Source organism: Belliella aquatica, from assembly GCF_014637795.1.
Classification (GTDB): domain Bacteria; phylum Bacteroidota; class Bacteroidia; order Cytophagales; family Cyclobacteriaceae; genus Belliella; species Belliella aquatica.
In genome coordinates this window covers 172410-196691 of record NZ_BMFD01000006.1, presented here as the reverse complement: position 1 = coordinate 196691, position 24282 = coordinate 172410, and the positions used below count along the sequence as shown (strand labels likewise).

At 37.6% G+C, this 24282-nt stretch carries 22 protein-coding genes and 1 tRNA gene; 9 read left to right on the top strand and 14 right to left on the bottom strand.

The window, feature by feature from the left end; genetic code table 11:
- Window positions 1–22: 22 nt before the first annotated feature.
- Entirely contained in the window at window positions 23–1291 is a 1269-nt protein-coding gene (locus IEV57_RS10890; RefSeq protein WP_188442650.1) for an aspartate kinase, read from the top strand.
- Here IEV57_RS10890 and IEV57_RS10885 read toward each other — a convergent pair.
- Together IEV57_RS10885 and IEV57_RS10880 are read right to left on the bottom strand one after the other, a co-directional pair.
- Window positions 1288–2160, bottom strand: coding sequence for a fructosamine kinase family protein (locus tag IEV57_RS10885; RefSeq protein ID WP_188442648.1), 873 nt, complete (start codon window positions 2158–2160; stop codon window positions 1288–1290). The genes IEV57_RS10890 and IEV57_RS10885 overlap by 4 nt on opposite strands.
- Window positions 2153–2638 (bottom strand): low molecular weight protein-tyrosine-phosphatase, encoded by a 486-nt coding sequence (locus tag IEV57_RS10880; RefSeq protein ID WP_188442646.1) that lies wholly within the window; start codon window positions 2636–2638, stop codon window positions 2153–2155. Before IEV57_RS10880 ends, IEV57_RS10885 begins: the two co-directional genes overlap by 8 nt.
- Window positions 2639–3057: 419 nt before the next feature.
- Here IEV57_RS10880 and IEV57_RS10875 point away from each other — a divergent pair, with 419 nt between their 5' ends.
- From IEV57_RS10875 to panB, 5 genes are all read left to right on the top strand, one after another.
- Window positions 3058–3687, top strand: a complete 630-nt coding sequence (locus IEV57_RS10875) for a peroxiredoxin (protein WP_188442644.1) — start codon at window positions 3058–3060, stop codon at window positions 3685–3687.
- Window positions 3688–3832: 145 nt separating this feature from the next.
- On the top strand, window positions 3833–5077 hold the full coding sequence (locus IEV57_RS10870) for a 3-deoxy-D-manno-octulosonic acid transferase (protein WP_229744392.1): 1245 nt from the start codon (window positions 3833–3835) through the stop codon (window positions 5075–5077).
- Window positions 5078–6001, top strand: a complete 924-nt coding sequence (gene rsgA / locus IEV57_RS10865; protein ID WP_188442641.1) for a ribosome small subunit-dependent GTPase A — start codon at window positions 5078–5080, stop codon at window positions 5999–6001.
- Window positions 6002–6098: 97 nt separating this feature from the next.
- Window positions 6099–6602: a phosphoribosyltransferase family protein gene (locus IEV57_RS10860; protein WP_188442639.1), complete on the top strand. Its 504-nt coding sequence runs from the start codon at window positions 6099–6101 to the stop codon at window positions 6600–6602.
- A gap of 7 nt (window positions 6603–6609) precedes the next feature.
- Window positions 6610–7431, top strand: a complete 822-nt coding sequence (gene panB, locus IEV57_RS10855; RefSeq protein ID WP_188442637.1) for a 3-methyl-2-oxobutanoate hydroxymethyltransferase — start codon at window positions 6610–6612, stop codon at window positions 7429–7431.
- On the opposite strand, the gene IEV57_RS10850 is transcribed toward panB, so the two are convergent.
- Window positions 7428–9536, bottom strand: a complete 2109-nt coding sequence (locus tag IEV57_RS10850; protein ID WP_188442635.1) for a T9SS type A sorting domain-containing protein — start codon at window positions 9534–9536, stop codon at window positions 7428–7430. The genes panB and IEV57_RS10850 overlap by 4 nt on opposite strands.
- Before the next feature lie 76 nt (window positions 9537–9612).
- On the opposite strand from IEV57_RS10850, the gene IEV57_RS10845 reads away from it, so the two are divergent.
- The gene (locus tag IEV57_RS10845; RefSeq protein WP_188442744.1) at window positions 9613–10911 is read left to right on the top strand and encodes a UDP-N-acetylmuramoyl-tripeptide--D-alanyl-D-alanine ligase; all 1299 of its coding nucleotides are present in this window, start codon (window positions 9613–9615) and stop codon (window positions 10909–10911) included.
- 70 nt (window positions 10912–10981) lie between these two features.
- Here the strand turns inward: IEV57_RS10845 and IEV57_RS10840 are convergent, their stop codons facing one another.
- Window positions 10982–11638, bottom strand: coding sequence for a hypothetical protein (locus tag IEV57_RS10840; RefSeq protein WP_188442633.1), 657 nt, complete (start codon window positions 11636–11638; stop codon window positions 10982–10984).
- 335 nt (window positions 11639–11973) lie between these two features.
- Here IEV57_RS10840 and IEV57_RS10835 point away from each other — a divergent pair, with 335 nt between their 5' ends.
- Complete coding sequence (locus tag IEV57_RS10835; RefSeq protein WP_188442631.1) at window positions 11974–12654, top strand: DUF2461 domain-containing protein; 681 nt, start codon at window positions 11974–11976, stop codon at window positions 12652–12654.
- A gap of 403 nt (window positions 12655–13057) precedes the next feature.
- Here the strand turns inward: IEV57_RS10835 and IEV57_RS10830 are convergent, their stop codons facing one another.
- The 9 genes from IEV57_RS10830 to IEV57_RS10790 all read right to left on the bottom strand — a co-directional run bounded on the left by IEV57_RS10830 (window position 13058) and on the right by IEV57_RS10790 (window position 21521).
- Window positions 13058–13873: a Cof-type HAD-IIB family hydrolase gene (locus IEV57_RS10830; protein ID WP_188442629.1), complete on the bottom strand. Its 816-nt coding sequence runs from the start codon at window positions 13871–13873 to the stop codon at window positions 13058–13060.
- Complete coding sequence (locus tag IEV57_RS10825; RefSeq protein WP_188442627.1) at window positions 13873–14151, bottom strand: hypothetical protein; 279 nt, start codon at window positions 14149–14151, stop codon at window positions 13873–13875. Before IEV57_RS10825 ends, IEV57_RS10830 begins: the two co-directional genes overlap by 1 nt.
- A gap of 149 nt (window positions 14152–14300) precedes the next feature.
- A complete protein-coding gene (locus IEV57_RS10820) occupies window positions 14301–14723 on the bottom strand; it encodes a hypothetical protein (protein WP_188442624.1) in 423 nt (140 codons plus the stop codon).
- The gene (locus IEV57_RS10815; RefSeq protein ID WP_188442622.1) at window positions 14720–15238 is read right to left on the bottom strand and encodes a RidA family protein; all 519 of its coding nucleotides are present in this window, start codon (window positions 15236–15238) and stop codon (window positions 14720–14722) included. The genes IEV57_RS10820 and IEV57_RS10815 overlap by 4 nt, the downstream gene beginning before the upstream one ends.
- Window positions 15239–15240: 2 nt before the next feature.
- Entirely contained in the window at window positions 15241–16449 is a 1209-nt protein-coding gene (locus IEV57_RS10810) for a glycoside hydrolase family 57 protein (protein WP_188442620.1), read from the bottom strand.
- Window positions 16450–16451: 2 nt separating this feature from the next.
- Window positions 16452–17732: a glycosyltransferase family 4 protein gene (locus IEV57_RS10805; protein ID WP_188442618.1), complete on the bottom strand. Its 1281-nt coding sequence runs from the start codon at window positions 17730–17732 to the stop codon at window positions 16452–16454.
- Window positions 17733–17741: 9 nt separating this feature from the next.
- Window positions 17742–19661 carry an amylo-alpha-1,6-glucosidase gene (locus IEV57_RS10800; RefSeq protein ID WP_188442616.1) on the bottom strand — a complete coding sequence of 640 codons (1920 nt, stop codon included), beginning with the start codon at window positions 19659–19661 and terminating at the stop codon, window positions 17742–17744.
- 361 nt (window positions 19662–20022) lie between these two features.
- Window positions 20023–20098 (bottom strand) — tRNA-His (locus IEV57_RS10795).
- A gap of 82 nt (window positions 20099–20180) precedes the next feature.
- On the bottom strand, window positions 20181–21521 hold the full coding sequence (locus IEV57_RS10790) for a dihydroorotase (RefSeq protein WP_188442614.1): 1341 nt from the start codon (window positions 21519–21521) through the stop codon (window positions 20181–20183).
- A gap of 138 nt (window positions 21522–21659) precedes the next feature.
- Here IEV57_RS10790 and IEV57_RS10785 point away from each other — a divergent pair, with 138 nt between their 5' ends.
- Window positions 21660–23024: a DEAD/DEAH box helicase gene (locus IEV57_RS10785; protein ID WP_188442613.1), complete on the top strand. Its 1365-nt coding sequence runs from the start codon at window positions 21660–21662 to the stop codon at window positions 23022–23024.
- A 613-nt stretch (window positions 23025–23637) separates the two neighbouring features.
- On the opposite strand, the gene IEV57_RS10780 is transcribed toward IEV57_RS10785, so the two are convergent.
- Window positions 23638–24225, bottom strand: coding sequence for a hypothetical protein (locus tag IEV57_RS10780; RefSeq protein WP_188442611.1), 588 nt, complete (start codon window positions 24223–24225; stop codon window positions 23638–23640).
- Window positions 24226–24282 lie beyond the last annotated feature (57 nt).

The window sequence follows — 24282 nt, the reverse complement described above, 5'->3', positions numbered from 1 at the left end:
TGAAATTACAACATAATTCTCTATGTCAAAAGTAAATGTTTTCAAATTTGGGGGAGCATCTGTAAAAGATGCAGATTCTATTAAAAACCTATTCAATATTATTTTCAATCGATTGCAAAATCCAACAATTATTGTGATTTCGGCAATGGGTAAGAGCACAAATGCGCTTGAAACTATATTGCAGCTAAAATTAGATAAAAAGTCCTTTTCTTCGAATTATACAATTTTTAGGGACTACCATATAAACATTTGTATGGAGCTCTTCCCGAAGAACCATGCTATTTTCAATATACTTGATGGGCAGTTTCACGATGTATTGGAAATGCTAAACGAAACTTTATTACCAGAGAATTACGATGAATACTATGATCAAATTATCTGCTACGGTGAAATAATTTCAACACTTATCGTTCAATCATTTTTGAGCTTGAAAGAAATAAAATGTGCTTGGCAAGACGCTAGAGAAATAATAGCTACAAATAGCGATTATAGATTTGCGAAAATTGATTGGGAAGAGACCACTCAGAACTGTGTCTCCAAACTGACTCCCATTTTAGAAAATAATACCGTCATCACACAAGGATTTATAGGAAGAGAAACTTCAGGAAAAACCACTACTTTAGGAAGGGAAGGCTCTGACTTTACCGCATCGATTCTTGCTTCTTGTCTGCAGGCAGACGCTGTTACGATTTGGAAAGATGTGGAAGGCGTCCTCAACGCTGACCCCAAAAGATTTGAAAAAACAATCAAATTTGATAAGCTAGATTACAAAGAGGCAGCCGAGCTTACGTACTATGGAGCATCAGTGATTCATCCAAAAACTATCAAGCCTCTAGCTAATCTTGGTATCCCGCTCTATGTCAAATCCTTTCTTAATCCAGAAGGTGCGGGCACTAAAATACATACCGTCACGACGCTGAATACCGTACCCTGCATTGTAGTCAAAGACAACCAAATCTTGGTCAGTTTCAGAGTGACAGACTTCACTTTCATTAATGAATCTCACATTCAACAGGTTTTTACGGTTTTAGAAAAGCTCAAACTCAAGGTGAATCTTCTGCAAACTTCAGCAATAAGCATCTCCATTGTCATCGACGAGCAGATCTTTAAATTGGAAAAACTTATGAAAGAACTCGAGTCGATTTTTAACATCAGATACAATGAACAGCTTCAACTTCTGACAGTAAAAAATCATACAGAGGAAATGGTAACCGAACTTTTAAAAAATAAAGAGATCTTATTGGAACAAGTGACTAGAACGACTTTCCAGATTGTCTACAAATTGACTTAAATCAACTTTGTTATGACCTTTTGAATTCCAGAAAGGTAGCTTTTGCCAAATAGTAAAAGGTGAACTAACAGGGGATAGAGATTATAGACGTCCTTTCTTTCATCAAACCCATCTGACAGAGGAAATACAGAATCATAAGCATCATAAAATCTCTGATCAAAACCTCCAAACATCCTCGAGAAAGCAATATCCATTTCTCTATTCCCAAAATAAACCGCGGGATCTATCAGAGCGGGGAAACCATTCGAGTCGGCCATTACATTTCCAGACCATAAATCCCCATGCAATAAAGCCGGGCGTTCCCTTGGAAAAAATTCTTGAAGTTTGGGGTAAATCGACCTGAATTTTTTAAGAAAATCTTCTTCAATAAGCCCATCGAAATAAGCCTTCCCCATAAGCGGTTCCAACCTTTGCTCTATAAAAAAATCTACCCAGGTAGTCGTCATTACGTTATTTTGAGAAAGTGAAGAAATATAATTTGAATCTGACAAACCAAATGACTCCTGACTAGCCATATGTAGTTGTGCCAATCCTTCACCTAATCTTTCCCAATAGTCAGTGGACCTTTCACCTGACTCCACCCATTCCATTAATAAATAATTATAATCCTCAATTTGACCGTAATGATAAACCTCTGGGACGGTCAATGGGCAATTGGACGCTAGAAGCTGAAGTCCATGCGCTTCTTTTTCAAAAATATCTCTCAAGGCTTCAAAGTTAACTTTCAAAAAGTAATTGCCTTCACTTGTACTAAGCTGAATCCCTTGATTGACGTTACCGGCTGCTACTAACCGAGATTGATTAATTGTAATTTCTTTGCCAAAGCTTAAAAAAAGTATTTGTTCATACCGGGCATTCAAATCAAACATAAACTTTATGCTCCTCTTTTAAAAACTCTAAGAAATGAGTGATAGATTCATCTAAGATATTGTAAACATTTTCGAACGCTTCTATTCCACCATAATATGGATCTGGAACTTCAATATTGTCTGGATGGGGCTGAAATTCTCTAAGAAGGTAAACCTGCTCATGCCTTAATCCACTACTATCTATAAGTCTTTCGATATTGATTTTATTAGACTTATCCATTGCTATCAAATAGTCAAACTCTCTAACATCTACTCGATTGATTTGTCTCCCTCGATGATTGATTTCCAAACCTTTATCTGCTGCACACTGAAGTGTTCGCTCATCAGGCAATTCTCCTATATGGTAATCTGAGGTTCCACAACTATCACTTTTAAACTTCATTGTGAGGCTACTTTCTTTAACTTTTTGATTGAAAATAGCTTCTGCAAGAGGTGATCTGCAAATGTTACCTAAACAAACGAATAATACTTTAACCATTGAATGCGATAAACTTTACTTTAAAACGTAAGCGAGGTACAAGATAAATAAATTTTACTAAGGATATCAAACACTTGAGACACAAAAAATAACAAAATCAAAATTTTATAAAAATAATATTTGGCGATACATTTTAATCCAATACTTCATTGAGTATAGATTGAATATAATCAACATTATAAACCACTTTTTTTACAAAATTCAAAATACACAAAATTTCATTTGGCTAAAGTTTTGAAAGATTTTTAACTATCGTTAATTTTGCATAACAATTTGGAAATCAAATGAGTTATAATTTATCAAAATGATAAATATTGAAACAAACTGAAAGTCAAGTATCGATTTGAGCTTCAGAATAATAGAATTTACCAAATTAAATAAGGAACAATTTAGCTTATCACAATTAAAATAATAGAATTATGTCATTAGTAGGAAAAAAAGCACCTGTTTTCAACGCTCCAGCAGTAATCAATGGTGAAGAAATCATTGAAGGTTTTTCTTTAGAGCAGTTCATCGGAAAACAAGAGGTTGTATTCTTCTTTTATCCAAAAGATTTCACATTCGTTTGCCCAACTGAAATCCTTGCATTTCAAGAAAAATTGGCTGAATTCGAAAAAAGAGGCGTAGCAGTAGTAGCAGCTTCTACGGATACAGAAGAATCACACCTAGCTTGGTTGAACACACCAAAAGAACAAGGTGGTATCATGGGCGTAACTTACCCAATCGTAGCAGATACAGCAAAAACTATCGCGCACAATTTTGGCGTATTGGCAGGAGAGTGGAATTACAATGAAGAAGGTGAATTGACTTTCGAAGGTATTCCAGTAGCTTTCAGAGGTACATTTTTGATTGATAAAAATGGTATCGTAAGACAAGAAACCATCAATGACCTTCCACTTGGAAGAAGCATTGACGAAACTTTGAGATTGGTAGATGCACTTCAGCACGTAGAAAAATTCGGTGAAGTATGTCCAGCAAACTGGGAAGAAGGAAAAGAAGCAATGACAGCCACCAAAGAAGGTGTGTCTGCTTATTTGACTAATAACTAAGATTAACATCTTAAAAAATTACAAACGCCTCGATCAAATTTTGATTGAGGCGTTTTTTCTTTCAAACTGATTCCCTTTAATTACTGGATTATTATTTCTAATTTTCCGATAACCTAATAAACCACACATAAATTACTTTTAAAAAATGAAATTGATATACAATTTTTCAATGGAGCTGTTCTCCATTCTTACCAATTTGCTCCAAAATACCAATCCGAAACTCAAGCTTTTTGTCAAAGGAAGAAACAAAGTTTGGCAAGTTCTTGAGGATTTTAAAAAGACTTCTAAGCAGCCAATTGTCTGGTTTCATGTCGCCTCTCTGGGAGAATACGAACAAGCCAAGCCTGTGATCCACCAACTTAAAAAGCAAAAACCTGACTTCAGTGTAGTGGTTAGTTTTTTTAGTCCATCAGGATATGAAAACGTTCGAAAAAAGAAACAAGAAGATGTGGATTTTATCACCTACCTTCCCATAGATACTGCAAGAAATGCGAGGCGCTTTCTCAAAATTCTAGAGCCAAAAATGGCCTTTTTTGTAAAATATGACCTTTGGGCGAATTATATTTTGGAGGCTAAAAATCAAAACATCCAGCTTTACCTTTTTGCTGCCGCCTTGAGGGAGGACCAAGTTTACTTCCAACCTTTTGGTGGTTTTTTTAGAAAAATCCTGAAATCTTTTGATCATATCTTTACTCAAAATGAAAGAAGTCTTGATCTACTGCATCAAATAGATATCAAAAACAGCAGTATTGCTGGGGACACAAGATTCGATCGCGTTTCGCAAATCAAAGCAGCACCAGTTGATTTCGGAGAGATTAAACGATTGATCACAAACAGAAAAACAATAGTAATCGGATCTGCATGGCCCCAAGACATGAATATTTTGATTCCTTTTATCAATGAGTCTGACCAATACAGTTTCATCATAGCACCCCACGATATTCATGACGGTACGATGACAGATTGGGAAGGAAAAATAAATAAGGAGACAATTAGATTTTCTCAAATCTCTACGAAAAAAAGTGCTGAAGTAATTATCATAGACAATGTTGGCATGCTTTCATCGCTTTACCAATATGCTTTTATCGCATACGTTGGAGGTGCATTTGGAAAAGGATTACACAATATCTTGGAGCCTTTGGCATTCGGTATTCCAGTAATTTTTGGTCAACTCAAAAAAGCAAAAAAATTTCCTGAAGCAAAAATCAGCTTAGATTATGGCGCTAGCTGTTCTGTTGCTACCTTTGATGAACTGAAGACTATTATCTCCGAGTTGGAAAACCCTGAACTTTATCAAGAAACTTGCAAAGCAGCAAACAAATTGGTAAAAGAAAATCTAGGAAGTGCCAAAAAAATCGTGGAGTTGGTATTGATCGAAAATCAAAAATAAATGAACGGAAGGGTAATCAAATCCACAGGCAGCTGGTATATTGTCAAGACCGAAAGTGGTCTTGTGAAGTCACGATTGAGAGGAAAATTCAAACAAGATGACCTCAAACTGACAAATCCAATAGCTGTGGGCGATTATGTGACTGTCGCTAAAGAAGATGGGCAACCTACTTGGACAATTGATGAAATCTTGCCAAGAGAAAATTATATCATCCGTAAATCAACCCGAAAGACTCATTTTTCGCATATCATTGCATCTAATATTGATCAAGCTTTTTTAATTATTACGCTTCGCAATCCTAGAACCTCGCTAGGTTTTATTGATAGATTTTTGGTGAGCACGGAGAGTTTTAGGATTCCCGCAAGCATTATTGTCAATAAAATGGACTTAGAGTACAAGGACAAAGACCTCGATTACCTCCAAGATATCCGTGATATTTATAATATTTTGGGATATAATGTTTTGGAAATCTCAGCCCTTGATGAAAGTGATCTTCAGGAACAGTTTATGCCCTTGCTGAATGGAAAAACTACGCTGCTATCAGGGCATTCGGGTGTAGGCAAATCAACCTTACTCAATAAAATCATCCCAGAAGCAGAACAAGTCACCCAAGAAATATCCAAATTCAGCGCGAAGGGAGTACACACGACTACTTTTGCAGAGATGTTTGAGATTCCAAATGGTGGATATTTGATAGACACTCCGGGGATCAAGGAGTTCGGGATATTGGATATCAGTGATTCTGAGCTCTCCCACTATTTCCCTGAAATGAGAAAATACCTTGGTCAGTGCAAATACAACAACTGCCGCCACATCAACGAGCCCGGCTGTGTGGTTTTGGAGAAATTGGAAAAAGGTCATATTCACCCTTACCGCTATGACAGTTATATCAATATCCTCAATGAAGAAGATGACCACCGATAGCATTAAGGAATAAATGTGTGCTAGAAAGTCAAAAAAGTTTGAAACCAAAATCATTTCCTGTAAATTCACTTTCTAAAAAAAACTCGAAAACCTTCAGATGATCGATCATAAAACTTTGGTACTTAACCACCGTCAAATTCAACAGAAAATAACGCGGATGGCTTATGAAATATACGAGCGCAACGCTACAGAAAACCAGGTTATTTTTGCTGGAATATCTGGCATGGGAAGAATATTCGCAGAACTTTTAGCCAACAAATTAAAGGAGATCTCTCCATTGGAGGTAGAATCTGTAGAAGTGCTTGTAGATAAAATGGCAATTGTCCAAGGAAATGTAACCTTGTCTGAAAATATCGACATGGAAAATAAATGCTTGATATTAGTCGATGACGTACTGAATACTGGCAAAACCTTAGCATTTGCACTCAAACCCTTTTTAGAGATTCCTATCAAAAAAATGGAGCTTGCAGTCTTGGTCAATAGAAGTCATAAATTATTCCCCGTTTCCCCTGACTACACAGGATTAGAACTTTCAACCACGCTCAACGAACATATTTCTGTCAACCTAAGCACTGACAATTACTCTGTCCACCTTCACTAAGCCCAAAATGTCTGTACACCAATCTTCCAATATCAAGAGAATCACCACACACACACTTCAAGAGATGAAATCTCGAGGAGAAAAAATCTCCATGCTCACGGCTTATGATTTTTCTATGGCTACCATTGTGGATGGTGCTGGAGTAGATATCATCTTGGTAGGAGATTCTGCATCCAATGTCATGGCTGGTCACGAGACGACTTTGCCGATTACAATGGATCAAATGATCTATCATGCAAGTTCTGTGGTACGTGGTGTGAAAAGAGCTTTTGTGGTCGTGGATATTCCTTTTGGGTCGTATCAGGGAAATAGTTCGGAAGCACTTCGGTCAGCTATCAGAATTATGAAGGAATCTGGAGCACATGCTGTAAAAGTAGAAGGAGGATCTGAAATCAAAGAATCTATCACAAGAATTTTGAGTGCCGGCGTACCCGTGATGGGACACCTAGGATTGACTCCACAATCCATTTATAAATTTGGAACATACACCGTAAGAGCTAAAGAAAAGGAAGAAGCAAATAAACTCCTTGAGGACGCTAAGATTTTAGAGGAAACTGGCTGTTTTGCGCTTGTTTTAGAAAAAATCCCAGCTAAACTTGCCAAAAAAGTAGCAGAGACGGTCAGTATCCCTGTCATCGGAATCGGTGCAGGTGGTGATGTAGATGGGCAGGTTTTGGTAGTTCATGATATGCTTGGCATCACCCAGGAGTTCAAACCAAGATTTCTAAGACAGTATGCTGATCTGCAAAACATAATGACTAAAGCTGTTCAAGATTACATCACTGACGTCAAATCAAAAGACTTCCCCAACGAAAGTGAGAGTTATTAAGGCTTCAAAATCACTCTCCTACTGACCTGCTCACCATTTTCTAATCTAAAATTCAAGATATACACTCCTGGAGCTAAAAATGCTGCTTGCAAATCGATTTCTCGATTTGATTGAATTTCTATGCCTTCAATTAAAACCTGACCAAGACCATTAATTAACCTCACCGTTGCCGATTGATTTGCGATTATGCGAATGGGACCATCAGTAGGGTTGGGGAATATTTTCACCAAAAATTCTTCACCTGATGGACTATCAATATTTTCAGAAGCCTTGAGGTAAATCAAACCTCCTGCTGTCGTCCCCAAAAGCAAATCATAATTGGAGCCAAATGCATCGGGAATGGCATTGATCCAAGTATTCCTGCCGAGTCGTGTAGGTCGAAACTCTTCTCCTATTCTAACCAAAACCTCTTCCCTATCACCTGAATTCATAAAATCGGCAATAAAAAATATACCACCTCGCTGATCTACTGCATACAAACTCGGTCGCTGCCCTGCAATAACATGAACGTTGAGATTGCGAGATGAAGGATTATCTTGGAATCCTAAAAAATTCCTTTCCAAGAGACTAAGTTGTGGCAAAGCATTAGAAAAATTCACTTCAAATAAAATCAACTCCCCTGTTTGCCTTGCTATTAGAACATAATTTTGATTCTCAAAAGAGAAAAACTCAAAATGATCCAGAGGTCTTGGCGTTATGCCCGGAACATTAATTTCTTGAAGATTTTGAAGATTTGACTGTGTAGCATAAAATAACTTCTTGACTAATGATAAATTCACGGTATCTGTTCCCGCCAGCCAAAAACTCTCTTGCCCTTGTGCATTCCGAAAAGCCTGGAATTGCAAATCGGTCAAATCAAGTTCCGATAATCCTAAATAATCTTCCTCTACAAATTCCCAAGCCTGATCGGTAACAGATATCCGATTCAAATTTCCTACGACCCGATTCCCGATTAAAGAATTTGCCGAGAGTAGAAGTGACCCATTTAACTTATTGCCTTGAAAAGAAGGCCTCGCATTTTCTCCCAAATCCAACATCTGGTTTTGAAGAAAAGGCTCCAAGCTCCCACCGTCAAGAGGAACAGAAAATATATTTCTAGCATAATCAGCCCGAAAAGGCCCTGCTATAGATGACGAATTGATACTAATCAATAGTTGATTTTCCCACAGCTGTGCAGCATGAAAAATAGGAAACTCCGGTAATTCCCCAACCATAGGAATCGAGGTCGCAAATTCATCAAAAACAGGATTGTTATTTGTCCCTTTGTTGGGTAAATAATAAAGTTGATTGCATTCATCCTGTCCCATCAACAAGTCAAATATCCCATCTCCATCAAAATCCGAGTATAAAATCGAGTGCCCTCCAGCGTGTTGGATTCTTTTGTTTTCATCATCAAGTATCCTCCCGATTGGAAAGCCTGAACAGGTAACTCCAAAACTAAAACCCCCACAACCACAAAACTCAAAGCCTCCCCATCTTGCCTCTGGAAACGCAAAACCATCAATATCTGCAACCCCTTTTCGCTCGATAGAGGTATTTCTGTAAAACTCCAAGAAATCCCCTGAAGCGAAATTGAAGGTGACAATATCCAAATCCCCATCTCCATCTACATCCATGATTAGCGGAATATCAAGATTATTCGCTTGAAGATTCGAGTTGTTGTCCAGTCTTAAAAAATTCTGAGCTAATTCCCAACTTGGAAAAGTCGCACCAACAGAACTGACATTTTTATAAGCTCTAATTCCAAAAGGACTACTTGTAAATAGATCTTTTTTTCCATCGCCATCAAAGTCAGCTAGAACCAAAAATCCATTTACATCGGAAGGAAAATAGTAAGCCAATTCAGGATAGAAAGTGTAAGCACCATTTTCAATTTTAAAAATAGAAATCTGACGGGCATTGATATCCCAAATGACCATTTCCTCTTCACCATCTCCATTCACATCCATTGTTTGGATCTGAGCGGCGTTGAGTCCTCCTGAAAAGGGCAATTCTAAATTTTCACCATTTTGAGTGAGATTTATATTTTGATCGAATTGAAAAGAAGTTTGCGCAAAGCTTGCGCTCAAAGTGAAAAGGAATAAAAAAGTTAAATACTTGATCATGGATATAAATAACGACAGAATTTTGATAAAGATGTTTCGAATATCTTAATTTTAAAGTCTAATTGTAAAATTAATGATGAACATCGAACTTCTCTACCAACACTTTCTCAAATCCTCAGGCATCAGCACCGATACAAGGAAAATTGATCAAGGAAATATATTTTTTGCACTTAAAGGACCAAATTTCAATGCCAATACATTCGCAGCACAAGCATTGGAAATAGGTGCCGCTTTGGTAGTGGTAGATGAAGCAAAAGTAATCCCGAATAGTGACCCGAAATATTTTCTCGTTGATGATGTTTTGACTGCTTTACAGCAACTTGCCCTGCATCACAGAAGACAAATCAGCATTCCAATTATTGGTTTGACTGGAAGCAATGGGAAAACCACATCCAAAGAACTCCTTCACGTCGTCCTAAAACAAAAGTTCAAAACCTCAGCCACAGTAGGGAATCTGAACAACCACATTGGAGTGCCATTAACTTTGCTCGCAATAGAAAAAGATACCGAGATCGCGATTGTAGAGATGGGCGCCAACAAGCAAGGCGATATCAAAGAGCTTTGTGACATCGCAGAACCTACACATGGGTTTATCACCAATATTGGGAAAGCTCACTTGGAAGGAATGGGCGGAGCTGAGGGTGTATTGAAAACAAAAACAGAACTTTTTCAACATCTTAGAGAGAACAAAGGAACAGTCTTTATCAATTCTCAAGATACTATCCTTTCCAACATGGCCAAGCGATTTGAAAATCCAATTCTCTACCCTGCAAAAGGAGATTTCTGTGAAGTCGAATTTTTCGATGCCAATCCCTTTGTAAGATTCAAAGTAGAAGGAAGCGAAGCAACACATCTCAGTTCCATGATAGGAGCATATAACTTTGGAAATATCGCCACTGCTATTACTTTGGGTAAGTTTTTCGGTGTACCTATAGAAAAGGCAGTTCAGGCTATCGTCAATTACAAGCCTTCCAATATGCGCTCCCAATTGGTCGAGAAGAGAAGCAACTTGATCATCTTAGATGCATACAACGCCAACCCTTCGAGTATGGAAGTGGCGATCAAGACTTTTGGCGAGATGACTGGGAAAAAACACAAGATGATCATCTTGGGCGACATGTACGAACTTGGTGATAGCACCCAAGTCGAACACGAGAAATTAGGTGAATTGGTCAGCCAATATGATTTTAATAAAATCTGCTTTGCCGGAAAGCATACTCAAGCGGCTTTGGCCAAAGCTCCGATGAAAGCACTCTATTTCCCAGATCCTTTTTCCTTCCGAAACTGGCTTCAAGACTCCAAATTCGAAGATCATCTGATCCTGATCAAAGGTAGTAGGGGAATGAAATTGGAGGGGTTGGTTGATTTTATATAAAAAACTCCCTAATTGATTTCTCATCATATAGGGAGTTTATCAAATTTAATAAGCTTACTCGACTATATTTCTAGAGCTTGAACTTGATCACTGGAGTAAACTCAAAACTTTCGAAACTATCAAAGCTATACCCTTGTGTGTAGAATAATCTAGATCTTAATCCAACCTGGAAATTTCTAATATCATAATAGTATTCCAATCCAACCCAAACACCAAAATCAATTACTCTTACTGAATTTCTAATATTTACTATAGTTTCGTCAGAGATAGCTATAATCCCGATGTCTTCATCTCGATATCTCAAATTATAGAAACCAACAGTTGTCAAAAGTTTATCTTCAATTAGATGCCTTTTCCAATGTATAGAGTGGAAATTTTTTGAATTTCTTAATAGATTATCATCAAAATTTATTGTGGTAAAGCTAGTATTTATCGATTGATTGTAAACTCTTCTATGGACTTGTTTTGAAAACCCAAAACCTATCTCATTTTTACCTTTCAATCGATAGCTGTATTCAAATCCAAAGATTTGACCCCAAACATCTCGTTCAGTTAAATCCAAAGTATTACCAGGCCCTCCACTATCAATACTTTTTGCAAAAAAATCATGTGATATGCCATAATTAAAATTCAGATTAGATTTTTCCAATATCTTATCAAATTTTTGAGCTGAAAGTTGAATGTAAGAAATAAATGTAATTATTGTGAGTAGTAATATTTTTTTCATTTCTATTTTTTAATACTAATAAAGATTATAAAAAAAATCAATGTGCTAATATTTAGTTTTAATTGATGGTCTATATATAATTCTCAATTTTCTATAATTTTAAAAAGATTTTTTATTTCTCTAAAAGTAAAAAAGTAATTTTTACCTGCAAGCTTTTATAAAAACTTTTTATTAGGTTGTCACCGAGTTAATTAATAAATCAACTAAAAAACATCCTCCATCTTCTTTGAAGGATGTTTTAATCGTCAAAAAAAATACTTTTTATACATTAAAATTTTTCTCTTTTCGAACCTCTCCTCAATTCTCGTGTTACTTTTACAAAAAATCCTATTATTATGCCAACTCCATACCTTGATTTTCTAAAAGAATTAGCCAGTAACAACTCCAAAGAATGGATGGATGCCAATCGGGATTGGTATCAGAAGGTGAGAGGGGAGTTTATTGAAGATGTAGGAGAATTGTTAGGCGGCATAACCTCTTGGGAGCCTGCATTGACGGCTTTTAAAGCCAAAGATTGTGTTTTCAGGCAAAATAGAGATATCCGTTTTTCTGCAAACAAAGCCCCTTACAAAACCAATTTAGCAGCATACTTCTCCGTAGGAGGTAAAAAATCCAATGATCCAGGGTATTATCTCCATATACAACCCGGTGGCAGTTTCATCGCTGGCGGAATATGGATGCCTCCCGCTGATATCCTGAAAAAAATTCGTCAAGAAATCGATTACTCTGGAGAAGAACTACTTAAGATCCTCAATGAACCCACTTTCAAGAAACATTTTTCCAGCTTGGAAGGCGAGCAACTCAAAACAAGCCCAAGAGATTATGATGCCGAGCATCCACATATTGATTTGCTGAGATACAAGAGTTTTATCGTATCTACGCCTTTGGCTGATAAAGACATTTCTTCTGGCAATTTCAAGACCAAAACCCTTGATACCTTCAGGCTGATGAAACCTTTTCACGATTTCCTTCACAAGGCAGTAGATGAAGCTGAAAGTGGGGAGGGGTTGTTGTAAGAAAGTATGAAGAAAAAAATATATAAGATAGTTATCCTAGAGCATTATTTCTTTTTCAATCCTAATTTTACAGTTAAAATAAAAGAGAAGATTAAAATAATTACGAATAAAATATTTTGGATTCCTATTACTACAAATACACTTTTGTATGCATTAAAAGCTAATGACTTATCCAAACTTGGCACAAAATGAACAAACAACATCATTAGCAATAAAATCGATACGAACATACTGATCTTAAATTCAAAATTTTTCATATTTCAGTAGGTATAAATCTTGATCCAAATAATAATTCATAAGTAGTAGATTCATTGAAATCGAATATGCTTGATCTAAATTGAAATTTATTTATCAATCGATCCTCAGTCAATATTTTTACAATTTCAATATATTTTCGAAAGTTTTATCCCAACAACACCTCCTCAATCATCACCGCTACTCCATCTTCTTTATTACTCAAAGTCACTCGATCTGAAATTGCCTTGACTTCCGCTCGTGCGTTGCCAACAGCTACTCCCATCCCTACAGCTTGGAGCATTTCTATATCATTATAATTATCTCCAAAAGCCATCACTTCATCCATCCTTATTTGATATTTTCGATCGAGTAGCAACTCAAGTGCTGATGCTTTGGATATTGATTTAGGTGCAATTTCTATATAGGTGTCTTTTGAGCGGTAGAGGTGCAAGTCTTCTCCAAGGTGTTGTTGCGCATTTTGGAAGAAAAAGTCAATCTCTTCTGCAGGTCCCATACACATCACTTTGTGCGCTCCTTTTTTTCTTGATTTCCACAAGGCCAAAACCTGATCTAAGGGTTGAACAGTGGGATCTACCCGCGTATTTCTCGCTTCCCGTTCTGCCCAATAGTCATATTGAGGTTCAAACCAATCCTCTCCTTGATAAAGACTCACATGCACCTGCGTTCCTTTGGCGATTTTGACCAATGCTTCGCAATGATCAAGTGAAATCGACACATCATCGATGATCTCCTTTTGCTCGTCATGGATGACAAAACCTCCATTATAACAAATCAAGGGCTCACCAAGTCTACCCATATCCTGCTGCAAATGGCGCATGGCATCAGGCATCCGAGAAGAAGCGAGTATAATTGGGAAATCTTTGGGTAATCGCGCTATCGCTTGAAGTAATCTTGGGGACAAAACTCTGTCCCCATTGAGTAAAGTACCATCAATATCGGTACAAATCGCTTTAATTTGCATTAACTTATATCGAATTCATCTGGGTTAAAATTATCGAATATCCCGGAAATTGCTCCAAATCCAATAAACATAAAGATTATTATACCAATTCCAAATGCAATGGCAATCCAAAGAAGTTTGGCTTTTGCCCAGTTAGCTTTGCTAGGGTTTCCATTTTTGTCCAAAGCCCATACAATAAGCATAATAAAACCTATTAGCGGGATATTGGCAATAAATACTGTCAAAAACCAATCTGAGGTGTTGACAGGTGGGTGTTGAAATTCTTGATTCAAATTCATAAAGCTGGGGAGTTTATTTGAGTAAATTTATTTTTATCGCTTATTAATAGAAACGGAATCTCCTCTTTCGTATTAGTCTCTAATCCAATTTTAAAATATAATGCTTCGCCTAATTAATAACTAATCTACTATTAATAAATAACTATTAATTAAAGGAAATCTTTGACTTCAAATACATATTCGGTTATCGCGATATTGTCTGGATTAAACGGGTCCGTTTGAATCAGATAAATCATAATTTTTTGGTAATCTTCAATCTTTGAAAAACCTTCCGCATATAGCTCTGCACATTTTCTAGCTGTGCCCTCTTCATTAAATCTTAGCGCTTCAGAATTTCCATTATAAAGCTTCAACTCAATCGTACCGGCAGCTTCACCATTTTCTGTTTTCTGCTGCAGATTCACTTCTGTTCTCTGAAAAGCTCCTAAAGCAACTATCTCATCGGAAGGCAAGAAACCCTCTCCAATAAAATTATCCATGCCCCATTTGAGTCCCTTAAAAACATCCTCCACATCACAAGAAGACAAAGAAAAAACCAAGCAGAAGGCTATTAATAATGAGCGTTTTTTCATTTTGCAGCTACTGCTTCGATTTCTATTAGTAAATCAGGATTGGCTAAAGCATAAACAGCGATGGTACTTCTCGCTACTTTATTCGGATTTTCATCATTATTGAAATACTCCCCATAGGCATCAAACCAAGCCTGCCAATCTACTTTGCCATCTTGATCTGGAGCCAAGTAAACTCGAAGGAAAAACACATCTTCCATCTCAAAATCAGCTTCTTTCAAAGTAGCTTTGATTTTTTCTAGGGTACTGATGCTTTGCTGATAGGTATTGCCGTAGCGCTCGTAAGTCCCTGGTACGGCTTCAGGATTGATCGCATCTGCTACCAATCCCGAAGTATAAAAATATGATTTGTCTGCAGGAATATGTACTCCCTTGAGAATACTCGCATCAGGTCTATCAAATCGCGTAATGATCAATTCTTTTTTACTAGACTCTACTTTATCATTTTTCTGATCAATTTTCAGATGACAGGCACTTAGAACCGCCCCAATCAAAACAAAATATATCCAGGATCTCATTTTCATTTGGCGTTTTTCTCTTTTATCCTTTTATCTACTCTGAGAATAAAATCACTTAATACATTCATATAATTGATAAATGCATCATAAGGAGAATCGTAAGGGCTAAAATAGGCGTGAATATCTCCATCTGAGAAAAACTTGGTACACATATAATAGAAGTGATCAGATGTTTGTAAATAAACCCAATCCCTTTGAATCTCAGCATCATCGATCTGCTTGACCTTTTCCTCTAATTCATAGAGCTTTCCAAAGGCCTCATCTTGCAAATCATTCCCCAACCAAGCTGTCAAATCCCGCTCTTCATCAGCCCAAGAAATAGGTGTTGGGACGTGAATTGTAGAAATCATCTTCGCGCCTTTGAGAACTTCTGATGGAGTAGAAAAACCAAAATCACTGCCGTTGAATACCGCATTTGGCAATGCTCTCATAAATTCAAATATTCCTGAATCTGCCCATTGATGCTCTCCGAAGGTTTCATAATCCATAAATAGGTTTAATGTTTCTTCTTCTTTTGGAATATTATTGATCCATCTGACAAATTTGTCAGTGGTCAATGGATAATCTGCCCAAGTTTTATTTGAAAATCTGAAAGCAATATCATCACTGAGTTGGAAGTTTTTCAAGAGGACTTTCAGCTCAGGTTTGATTGAATTTTGGTAAACATAATTTGGACTCTTCCAGCCCAAGATATGCTTAGCTCCTTCTGTCAAAATCCCCTCATAACCCATCTCTGCTACTGTAGCACCGATAGAATCTGAATAGATCAATTCTGTATTTCTAAACACCCTTGGCTCATAGCCATCAAAATGCTTTTTGATTTTTTCCTTATGTGTTTTCACCATTCTGGTGAACTCATCCTTACTTTTTAAGGCACACAATGCATGACCATCGGTCTCACTCAACAATTCCACATGACCCGTAGCCACGAGTTTCTTAAAACTCTCGAGTACATCAGGTGCATAAGCTTCAAACTGATCTAAACAAACGCCTGAAATTGAAAAACTGACTTTAAAAGCCCCATTATAATGGTTGATCAAGTCTAACAGAAGTGCATTCATGGGTAGATAGCATTTTTGTGCTACTTTACGCATGATACTTTTATTGCTGTAATCGTCCCAATAATAATGATCATCACCTATGTCAAAAAAACGATAAGGCTTAATCCTTAAAGGCTGATGTACTTGAAAATAAAAACAGATCGTTCTCATGGCTATTCTTTAGTTATTTTTTCATAAACAGTGACTAATTTGGCAGCGACGTGTTCCCATTTTAAATTTTTCAATTCTTCGCTACCTAATTCTTTGAACATTTTGGAAATGCTCGGATAATGAAGCAAGGCAAAAATGGCATCTGCCATCGCATCGACATCCCAAAAATCAATCTTGACAGCATTTTGCAAAACTTCAGCTACTCCCGATTGCTTGGAGATAATCACTGGAGTATTGTGCCTGACCGCCTCTAGAGGTGCAATTCCAAATGGCTCAGAAACAGATGGCATCACATACACATCTGACATGGCGTACATGTCATCTACATCTTGACCTTTGAGGAATCCTGTAAAATGAAACCTTGTTCCCATACCCAATTCTGCTACTCGATCAATCATCCTATTGAGCAGATCTCCATTACCTGCCATGACAAACCTCACATTTGGATCTCTATCGATGACTTTTTTTGCTGCTTCTACAAAATACTCAGGCCCTTTTTGGAAAGTAATCCTTCCCAGGAATGTTACAATTTTTTCAGGAACCTTTTTCTTTACTTTGGACTCGATAATACTTGCATCCAACACCGCATTGTGGAGTACACTCACTTTATCTGGATGAACACCATATTTGTTGATGACAATATTTCTTGTCAGATGACTAACAGCGACCACATGGTCAGCAGCATGAAGTCCTGCATATTCAATATCAAAAACTGGCTTGTTTACAGATTCTCCCGATCTGTCAAATTCAGTCGCGTGGATATGCGCTACAAGTGGTTTTCCGCTCATATGCTTGGCCGCAATTCCCGCAGGATAGGCTAGCCAATCATGGGCATGAATGACATCGTGATCTTTTGATTTTGCGATTTGAGCCGCGACTAAAGCATATCTGGAAACTTCCTTCATGAGGTCTTTTCCATATTTACCGCTAAACTCAAATTTATTGCTAAACACACTTTCATCTACATCCACCCTGTCGTGCATGGCATAATCAGTATATTTTTTGAATTCCTCAGGCCCCAAATAAGGAACTAAAAAACTCCCTACTTCCAAATAGGTGAGATTCTTCCAAATCTGCTTGAATTTCTTTTCTCTATAATCTATGGTCACACCGCTAGCATTAACAAAATCCGCTAGAGGCTCCTCATCTCCCCATAGTTTAGGAACTACAAAAATAATATCCTGTTTGTGATGAACGAGTCCTTTGACCAAGCCATAACAGGCTGTTCCAAGACCTCCAGATATATGTGGTGGGAATTCCCACCCAAACATTAAAACCTTCATAAAATAGCGTTAAACTTTGTTCACTAAATACATCATTCTTAATAACTCACCTACACTCCATGCTTGCGAAATCGCTCCCTTTGGGCGGTGTGGGGGATCACCATCATAGATTTCAGCTACAGTCCCAACACCATATTGAGTCATCACACTATCAAAACCCTTGATGATTTTTTCGATGAAGTTTTTACCTGACTTATCATGCAGCTTTAAGTAGGCCTCTGCGAAGTGTCCCAAAAGCCACGCCCATACTGTTCCATTATGGTAGGCAACATCACGCGTATACTGATTGCCAAAATAGTAACCTTTATATCCTGGATCATCTGGGGATAGTGATCGCAATCCCCTAGGAGTAAGCAATTTAGATTTTACAATCTCTAAAATACTGTCCATCTGACTTTCTTCCAAAGGACTGTAAACCAGAGAAGTAGCAAAAATCATATTCGGCCTAATTGCCCAATCCTTATAATTTCCATTGATATAATCTGCCAAATAGCCTTTCTTTTCATCCCAAAACTCTTCCACGAAACTTATTTTGACTTTTTGGGCCAAATCTCCAATCTCGCTGTCGTCAGTCAGCTCGTTGTAAAAACAAAGTGCATTATACCAGAGTGCATTCACTTCAACAGGACAGCCGATTCTTGGTGTCACAGGTCCATCAGAGTTGACCGCATCCATCCATGTAAGGGCGATACCTTCTTCTCCTCCGTACATCAAGCCGTTTTCAAGCATGTGGATGTTGTAGTCTGTTCCAGCTCGATAGCCATCGATGATCCCTTTCATCTTTTCTAGATACTTCTTTTTAATAAGCTTCGTATCTCCCGTGAAAGCCACATACTGCTGCAGTGACCAAAAAAACCAAAGCGGAGCATCCATAGAATTCATATTGCGCATCACTCCGCTTCCTACATTTGGAAACAAAGGACCGTGCAAATCAGCTACCATGGTATCCATAATTTCTAGGAAAGTATCTTTATTATCTTCATTAGCCAATGTCAAGCCTGGCGCGGCAACAAAAGTATCTCTGCCCCACCACCCGAACCATGGATAACCAGCGATCACATGAGTTTTCCCTTCTCTTTTTTGAATAAATTGTCCTGCAGAATTTTTTAAACAATTTTCAAAATTACTTCTAGGGATTCTCCTTGCCAATTCTTTTTCAAATGCGCGCTGTCTTGTACTAGGATCTGCTTCGGTCAAACCTGCAGAAAAAATAACTGACTCTCCTTTTTCAATGTCAAATTCAAAATAGCCAGGCACAAATAAATCTTCCTGATAATCATATCCCCTTTCCCTCTCTAAAATATATTCGATATTGTTATACCAGTTCGGGTTTGATTCAAAGTGATTCTTTTTTGAGACTTGTAAGTATAAGGGAGAATACGCTGGGTATAGTTGAAAAATTGCTCCATTTGGAGCTTTCTGAAACTCTTTATTGATATCAGCATTTTCTTTGGAGAGATTGTGATATCCTCGAAAGGCAAGAAAAGGGCTAATTCTGATTTTGGTTGGTGAATGGGCGTCTAAAAGCGTATATCGAATCATCACCCTATCTCGATTGGTATCCAAAATAAGTTCTTTTTGCAATACCACTCCTCCCACTCTATAAGTCAATTTAGGAATCGGTTCTGAGTCGAAATCCTCCAAATATTTGTGACCTCTCGGAGAATAATTCCCTGGATATTTATTGATTCCTAAATTAAAACTTGCTCCCCTTTGTATGACGGTTTCATGAACTGTAGACAGTAAGACGTGGAGTTGAGAATCAATCTGAGGCTGCGGAGAAACCAACAACCCATGATATTTTCTTGTATTACAGCCAATAATGGTCGTACTCGTATAAGAACCTCCTCTGTTGGTTCTGATTATTTCGCGATCTAGGGAGTAATTAAGATTTATTAATTGGGTTTTGTCAAAATGGATGTAACTCATTTGGTTAAAAGTTTGGAGATTTCCATAAAAATAGTTTTTTACACCATGAAAGAAAAACTATTAGACAAAAAATAAAGGTTATGTTTCCATAACCTTTAAATCTATGCTCTTAACTACGAGCTAACACTTTCTTTTTGGAGTTCTTCAAAGGTCTTAATCGACTCTTCAAACTTCTCAATGTATCGCTGAATGAATTTGACATTTAGCGGTTGCACCTTAGGAAATTTTGGTGAAGCTTTAAATAATGTAAACATTACAGTATAGTTGATTTAATTTTTTACTTTTTTTAGACAAAACTTATGCCATTTTAGTTCATTTTAATCTCTTAAAAATGAAAAAACCCCTCACGAGGAGGGGTTAAGGGTGGAAGACCGGGTTCGAACCGGCGACCTCTGGATCCACAAACCAGCGCTCTAACCAGCTGAGCTACAACCACCATGTAGTTACTAATTTCAGATCATCTATCTGAACGGACTGCAAAAGTAGTATTTCGGATTATTCTAAGCAAACAAAATCAATTTATTTTCTAGAAAATTTTAATCGCTCTCCCTTCTTTTCTTCATTGAATGTGCCATTATCGTACGCCAAGTGTCCTGAAACGATCGTATGCGTGATTTTTGATTTGAAAGTATGTCCTTCAAAAGGTGACCAACCACATTTCGAAAGCACATTTTCTCTCTTGACTTCCCAAGGACTATCCAAATCTACTATAACCATATCTGCATGGTAACCTGGTCTGATAAAACCACGCTTTTCGATTTCAAATAAAATGGCCACATTATGACTTGTCTTTTGCGCAATCTCTTCAAGCCTGATCTTGCGATCATGATACAGATCCAACAAAGCAACCAAACTATGCTGTGCCAAAGGACCTCCTGAAGGAGCCTTTAGATACTTTTCACTTTTCTCTTCTAATGTATGCGGCGCATGATCCGTCGCAATGACATCAATATTTCCTTCCAGCACACCTTTCAATACTCCTGCTCTATCCTCAGCTGTTTTGATCGCTGGATTCCATTTGATAAAATTACCCTTCTCTTCGTAGTCCTCTTCCGAAAACCAAAGGTGATGCACACAAGCTTCCGCAGTAATTCTTTTCTCTTCCAATGGCAAATTGCTGTCAAACAACTCTACTTCTCGAGCTGTACTGATATGCAAAACATGCAATTTAGACCCATACTGTCTTGCTAAGTCCACCACACGCTTTGACGCATCATAACAAGCCTCATCTGTTCTTATTTTTGGATGATATGACGTCGGGATATCTTCCCCAAACTCTTCCTTGTATCTATCCAAGTTCTCTTTAATGATGTCGTCATTTTCGCTGTGCGTAGCGATCAATAGTTTACATTCCGAAAAAATTCTCTTGAGGCTCTCTTGATTATCTACCAGCATGTTTCCGGTGGACGATCCTTGGAAAACCTTAATCCCGCAAACATTTTCTGGATCAACTTTTAAAATTTCATCAATATTGTCATTGGTTGCCCCTAAATAAAAAGAATAATTCGCCAAAGATTTTTCAGAAGCGATCTTGTATTTGTCTTCAAGCAATTCTATCGTAGTGGCTTGCGGAACAGTATTGGGCATTTCCATATAAGTGGTAATTCCACCTGCTACGGCAGATTTACTTTCAGTATAAATGTCCGCCTTATGCGTCAAACCTGGCTCCCTAAAATGGACTTGATCATCAATGAGACCTGGAAAAATGTACTTTCCTCTTGCATCAATTTTAATATCCGCATCAAATTCTGACAGGTCTTTTCCAATATTATAAAATAAGCCATCTTGGATCAAGATATCCAAGGGGGTAATCTTACCTTCATTTACTATATTTGCACCGGTGATCAATATACTTTTCATGGAATTTTAATTTTATGTGAAAGGTTATTAACATCTGTAATTGACAAAAGGAAAAAGCCAATTGCTAAAATCAATCCTTAAAACTTCTTTTGAGTTCATATTCAAGCCTTTTTCCTAATTCTTCAAAATTAATCAATCATGTCCGATAGCACCCAATCTTTTGAAAATTTTAAATTAAATAAACAGCTTTTAGAAGCCATCAAAGAAGCGGGCTACATCAAACCTACACCCATCCAAGAGAAAGCGATCCCACTTGCTTTGGCTGGACATGATGTATTGGGTATCGCTCAAACTGGAACTGGCAAAACCGCAGCTTATGTTCTTCCTGTTCTTTTCAAAGCCAAATATGCTCAGGGACAAAATCCTAGAGTGTTGATTTTAGCTCCGACAAGGGAATTATGTATGCAAATCGAAGAGGCTGTTATTGGCTTCGGTAAATTTACCGATTTGAGATATGTTTGTCTTTTTGGTGGACTAGGTCCAAAAACGCAGATCGAAAAACTTAAAGCCGGTGTGGATATCATCATCTCCACGCCAGGAAGATTTATGGATCTGTATAAAAAAGGTGAAATCTTCGTTCGTGAAATTAAAACCATGGTGATGGATGAAGCCGACAAAATGCTAGATATGGGATTTACGCCTCAAATCAGAGCTATTTTGGAAGTGATACCCACCAAGAGACAAAACCTACTTTTCTCTGCAACTTTCAGTGAAAAAGTAGAGCGCCTTTCTACAGAATTTTTAGAATTTCCTGAAAGGGTTGAAATCTCCGCACAGGCTACTACAGCTGAGACCATTCATCAGATCAAGTACTTGGTCCCTAATATCAAAACCAAAACCAACATTCTCGAACATATTCTAGCAGACGAAAACGTAAAACGAGTGATCGTTTTTACCAAATCGAGAAAAAATGCGGAATCTGTTTATACATATTTAAGCAGAAAAAATCTTGGAGAAATCCGTGTGATCCACGCCAACAAAGGACAAAACACACGCATCAACTCCATGGAGGATTTTAAAGCTGGAGATGTAAGAATTCTCGTTGCTACTGACGTGGCAGCAAGAGGTCTGGACATCACCATGGTCAGCCATGTAATCAATTTTGATGTGCCTTTGATTTATGAAGATTATGTTCACCGTATCGGAAGAACAGGTCGCGCAGAGCAAGATGGTGCAGCCATTACTTTTGTCAATCCTGCGGAAATCTATCACTTCGAAAGGATTGAAGAAATTATCCGAATGACAGTTACTGAAGCCAACATTCCTGATGAAGTTTCCATCACGCCAACTCCTTTTATCGAGAAACAAATCTATGATCGTGAGATTGATGGTCAGAAGCGGAAGGAAAATCCTGATTTCAAAGGGGGCTTCCACGAGAAAAAAGCAATTCCAAGACCCAACCCCAACAAGCCAAAGGAAAAACGCGGCAACAAAAACTCTAAAGCCAAACGCAATAGAAACCAAATGAAAACCCAAGATAAGTGGAAGAAGAAGGGGAATTAGGAGATTGAGTTATTGGTGAATAGTTGATTAGGGATTGGGAAATTATGTTTTAATTTTGGAAGGTTGTAAAGTTGGAAAATTGGCTTACTCGTGAAAAGATGGGGGTTGATTGAGTTATTGGGGATTGGTCAATAAGTTACTTGTGAGTCATATCGACCATTAGGGAGATATCTCAAATTGTAGGATTAAAGATTGGAAGATTTTGGGATGTAATGTTGGAAGGTTGCAATGTTGGAAAGTTGGCTTACGCACGAAGAGATAGGATTGTTCAAAGATTAGAAAATTGAAAAATTGGAAGATTAGGGGACTGGAAGGTTGGAAGAATATATTGAAAGGTTGCAAAGTTGGCTTGCGCTCGAAAAGCCTGTCACAGAGAATTGCGAGAAGAAATCTCAAATTCTATTTCATAGAGATAGCTTAAACAAGACGAATAAGGGATTAGTTGAATAAGCTACTTGTGGGTTATATCAACCTTACGAGAGATATCTCAAGTTGCAACTCTTGATTCACTAGCAAATAAGCTGATATGATTATGTTGGAAAAACTTACATCCCTAATCGACTTAACAATCTAATTGACCAATCACTTAATCAATAAATAACTATATCCACCCCTAATTTCTTGGTGGATTGATCATGATGTGGGCGCGGTGTGTTCCGGGATCCATGATCCATGGCATGGCTGGTCCTGAAGGGCGAAGTGGCAAACCGGTGCTTTCAGAAGTTGCCCATGGGATATAGACCACATAGCGGAGATAAGAATCTTTGACTTCTCCTGTATTTCTATTGTAATCAGCATCTTCAGCCGTCAATACAAACAATGTCGCTCCATCCTTAGGCATTTTTAATTTTCCGCTCTTCGCCTCTACTTCTCTGATATCAAAAATTTCTTTGGTGTTTTTCCCTTCCTTTTTCAACTGTCTGCCTCTTTCCATAAATTCATCTAACTCTTTGTAGTAACAGGAAGCGTTGAATCCCGGACTTTTTGGATCATCAGCCAGGCAGATGAGCTCGTTGGTTCCTTTGCGCAAGACAACAAATTCTCCTTTTTCATCATATCCATAGACAATGGCACCCGCTTTCATTTCCTCTGGAGCAGCAAGCAAGGCTGTTTTGATTTGGATTTCTTTGCTTGGAATCTCTTGTGCACTAGTCCAAGTGATAAATAGCAAAAAGCAAATAAAAGTGAGTTGATATTTCATAACTTCTTAGTGTTTAGAGTTCTCTTAAAGTTAGGGAATAATAAGCAAAAAGGGAAA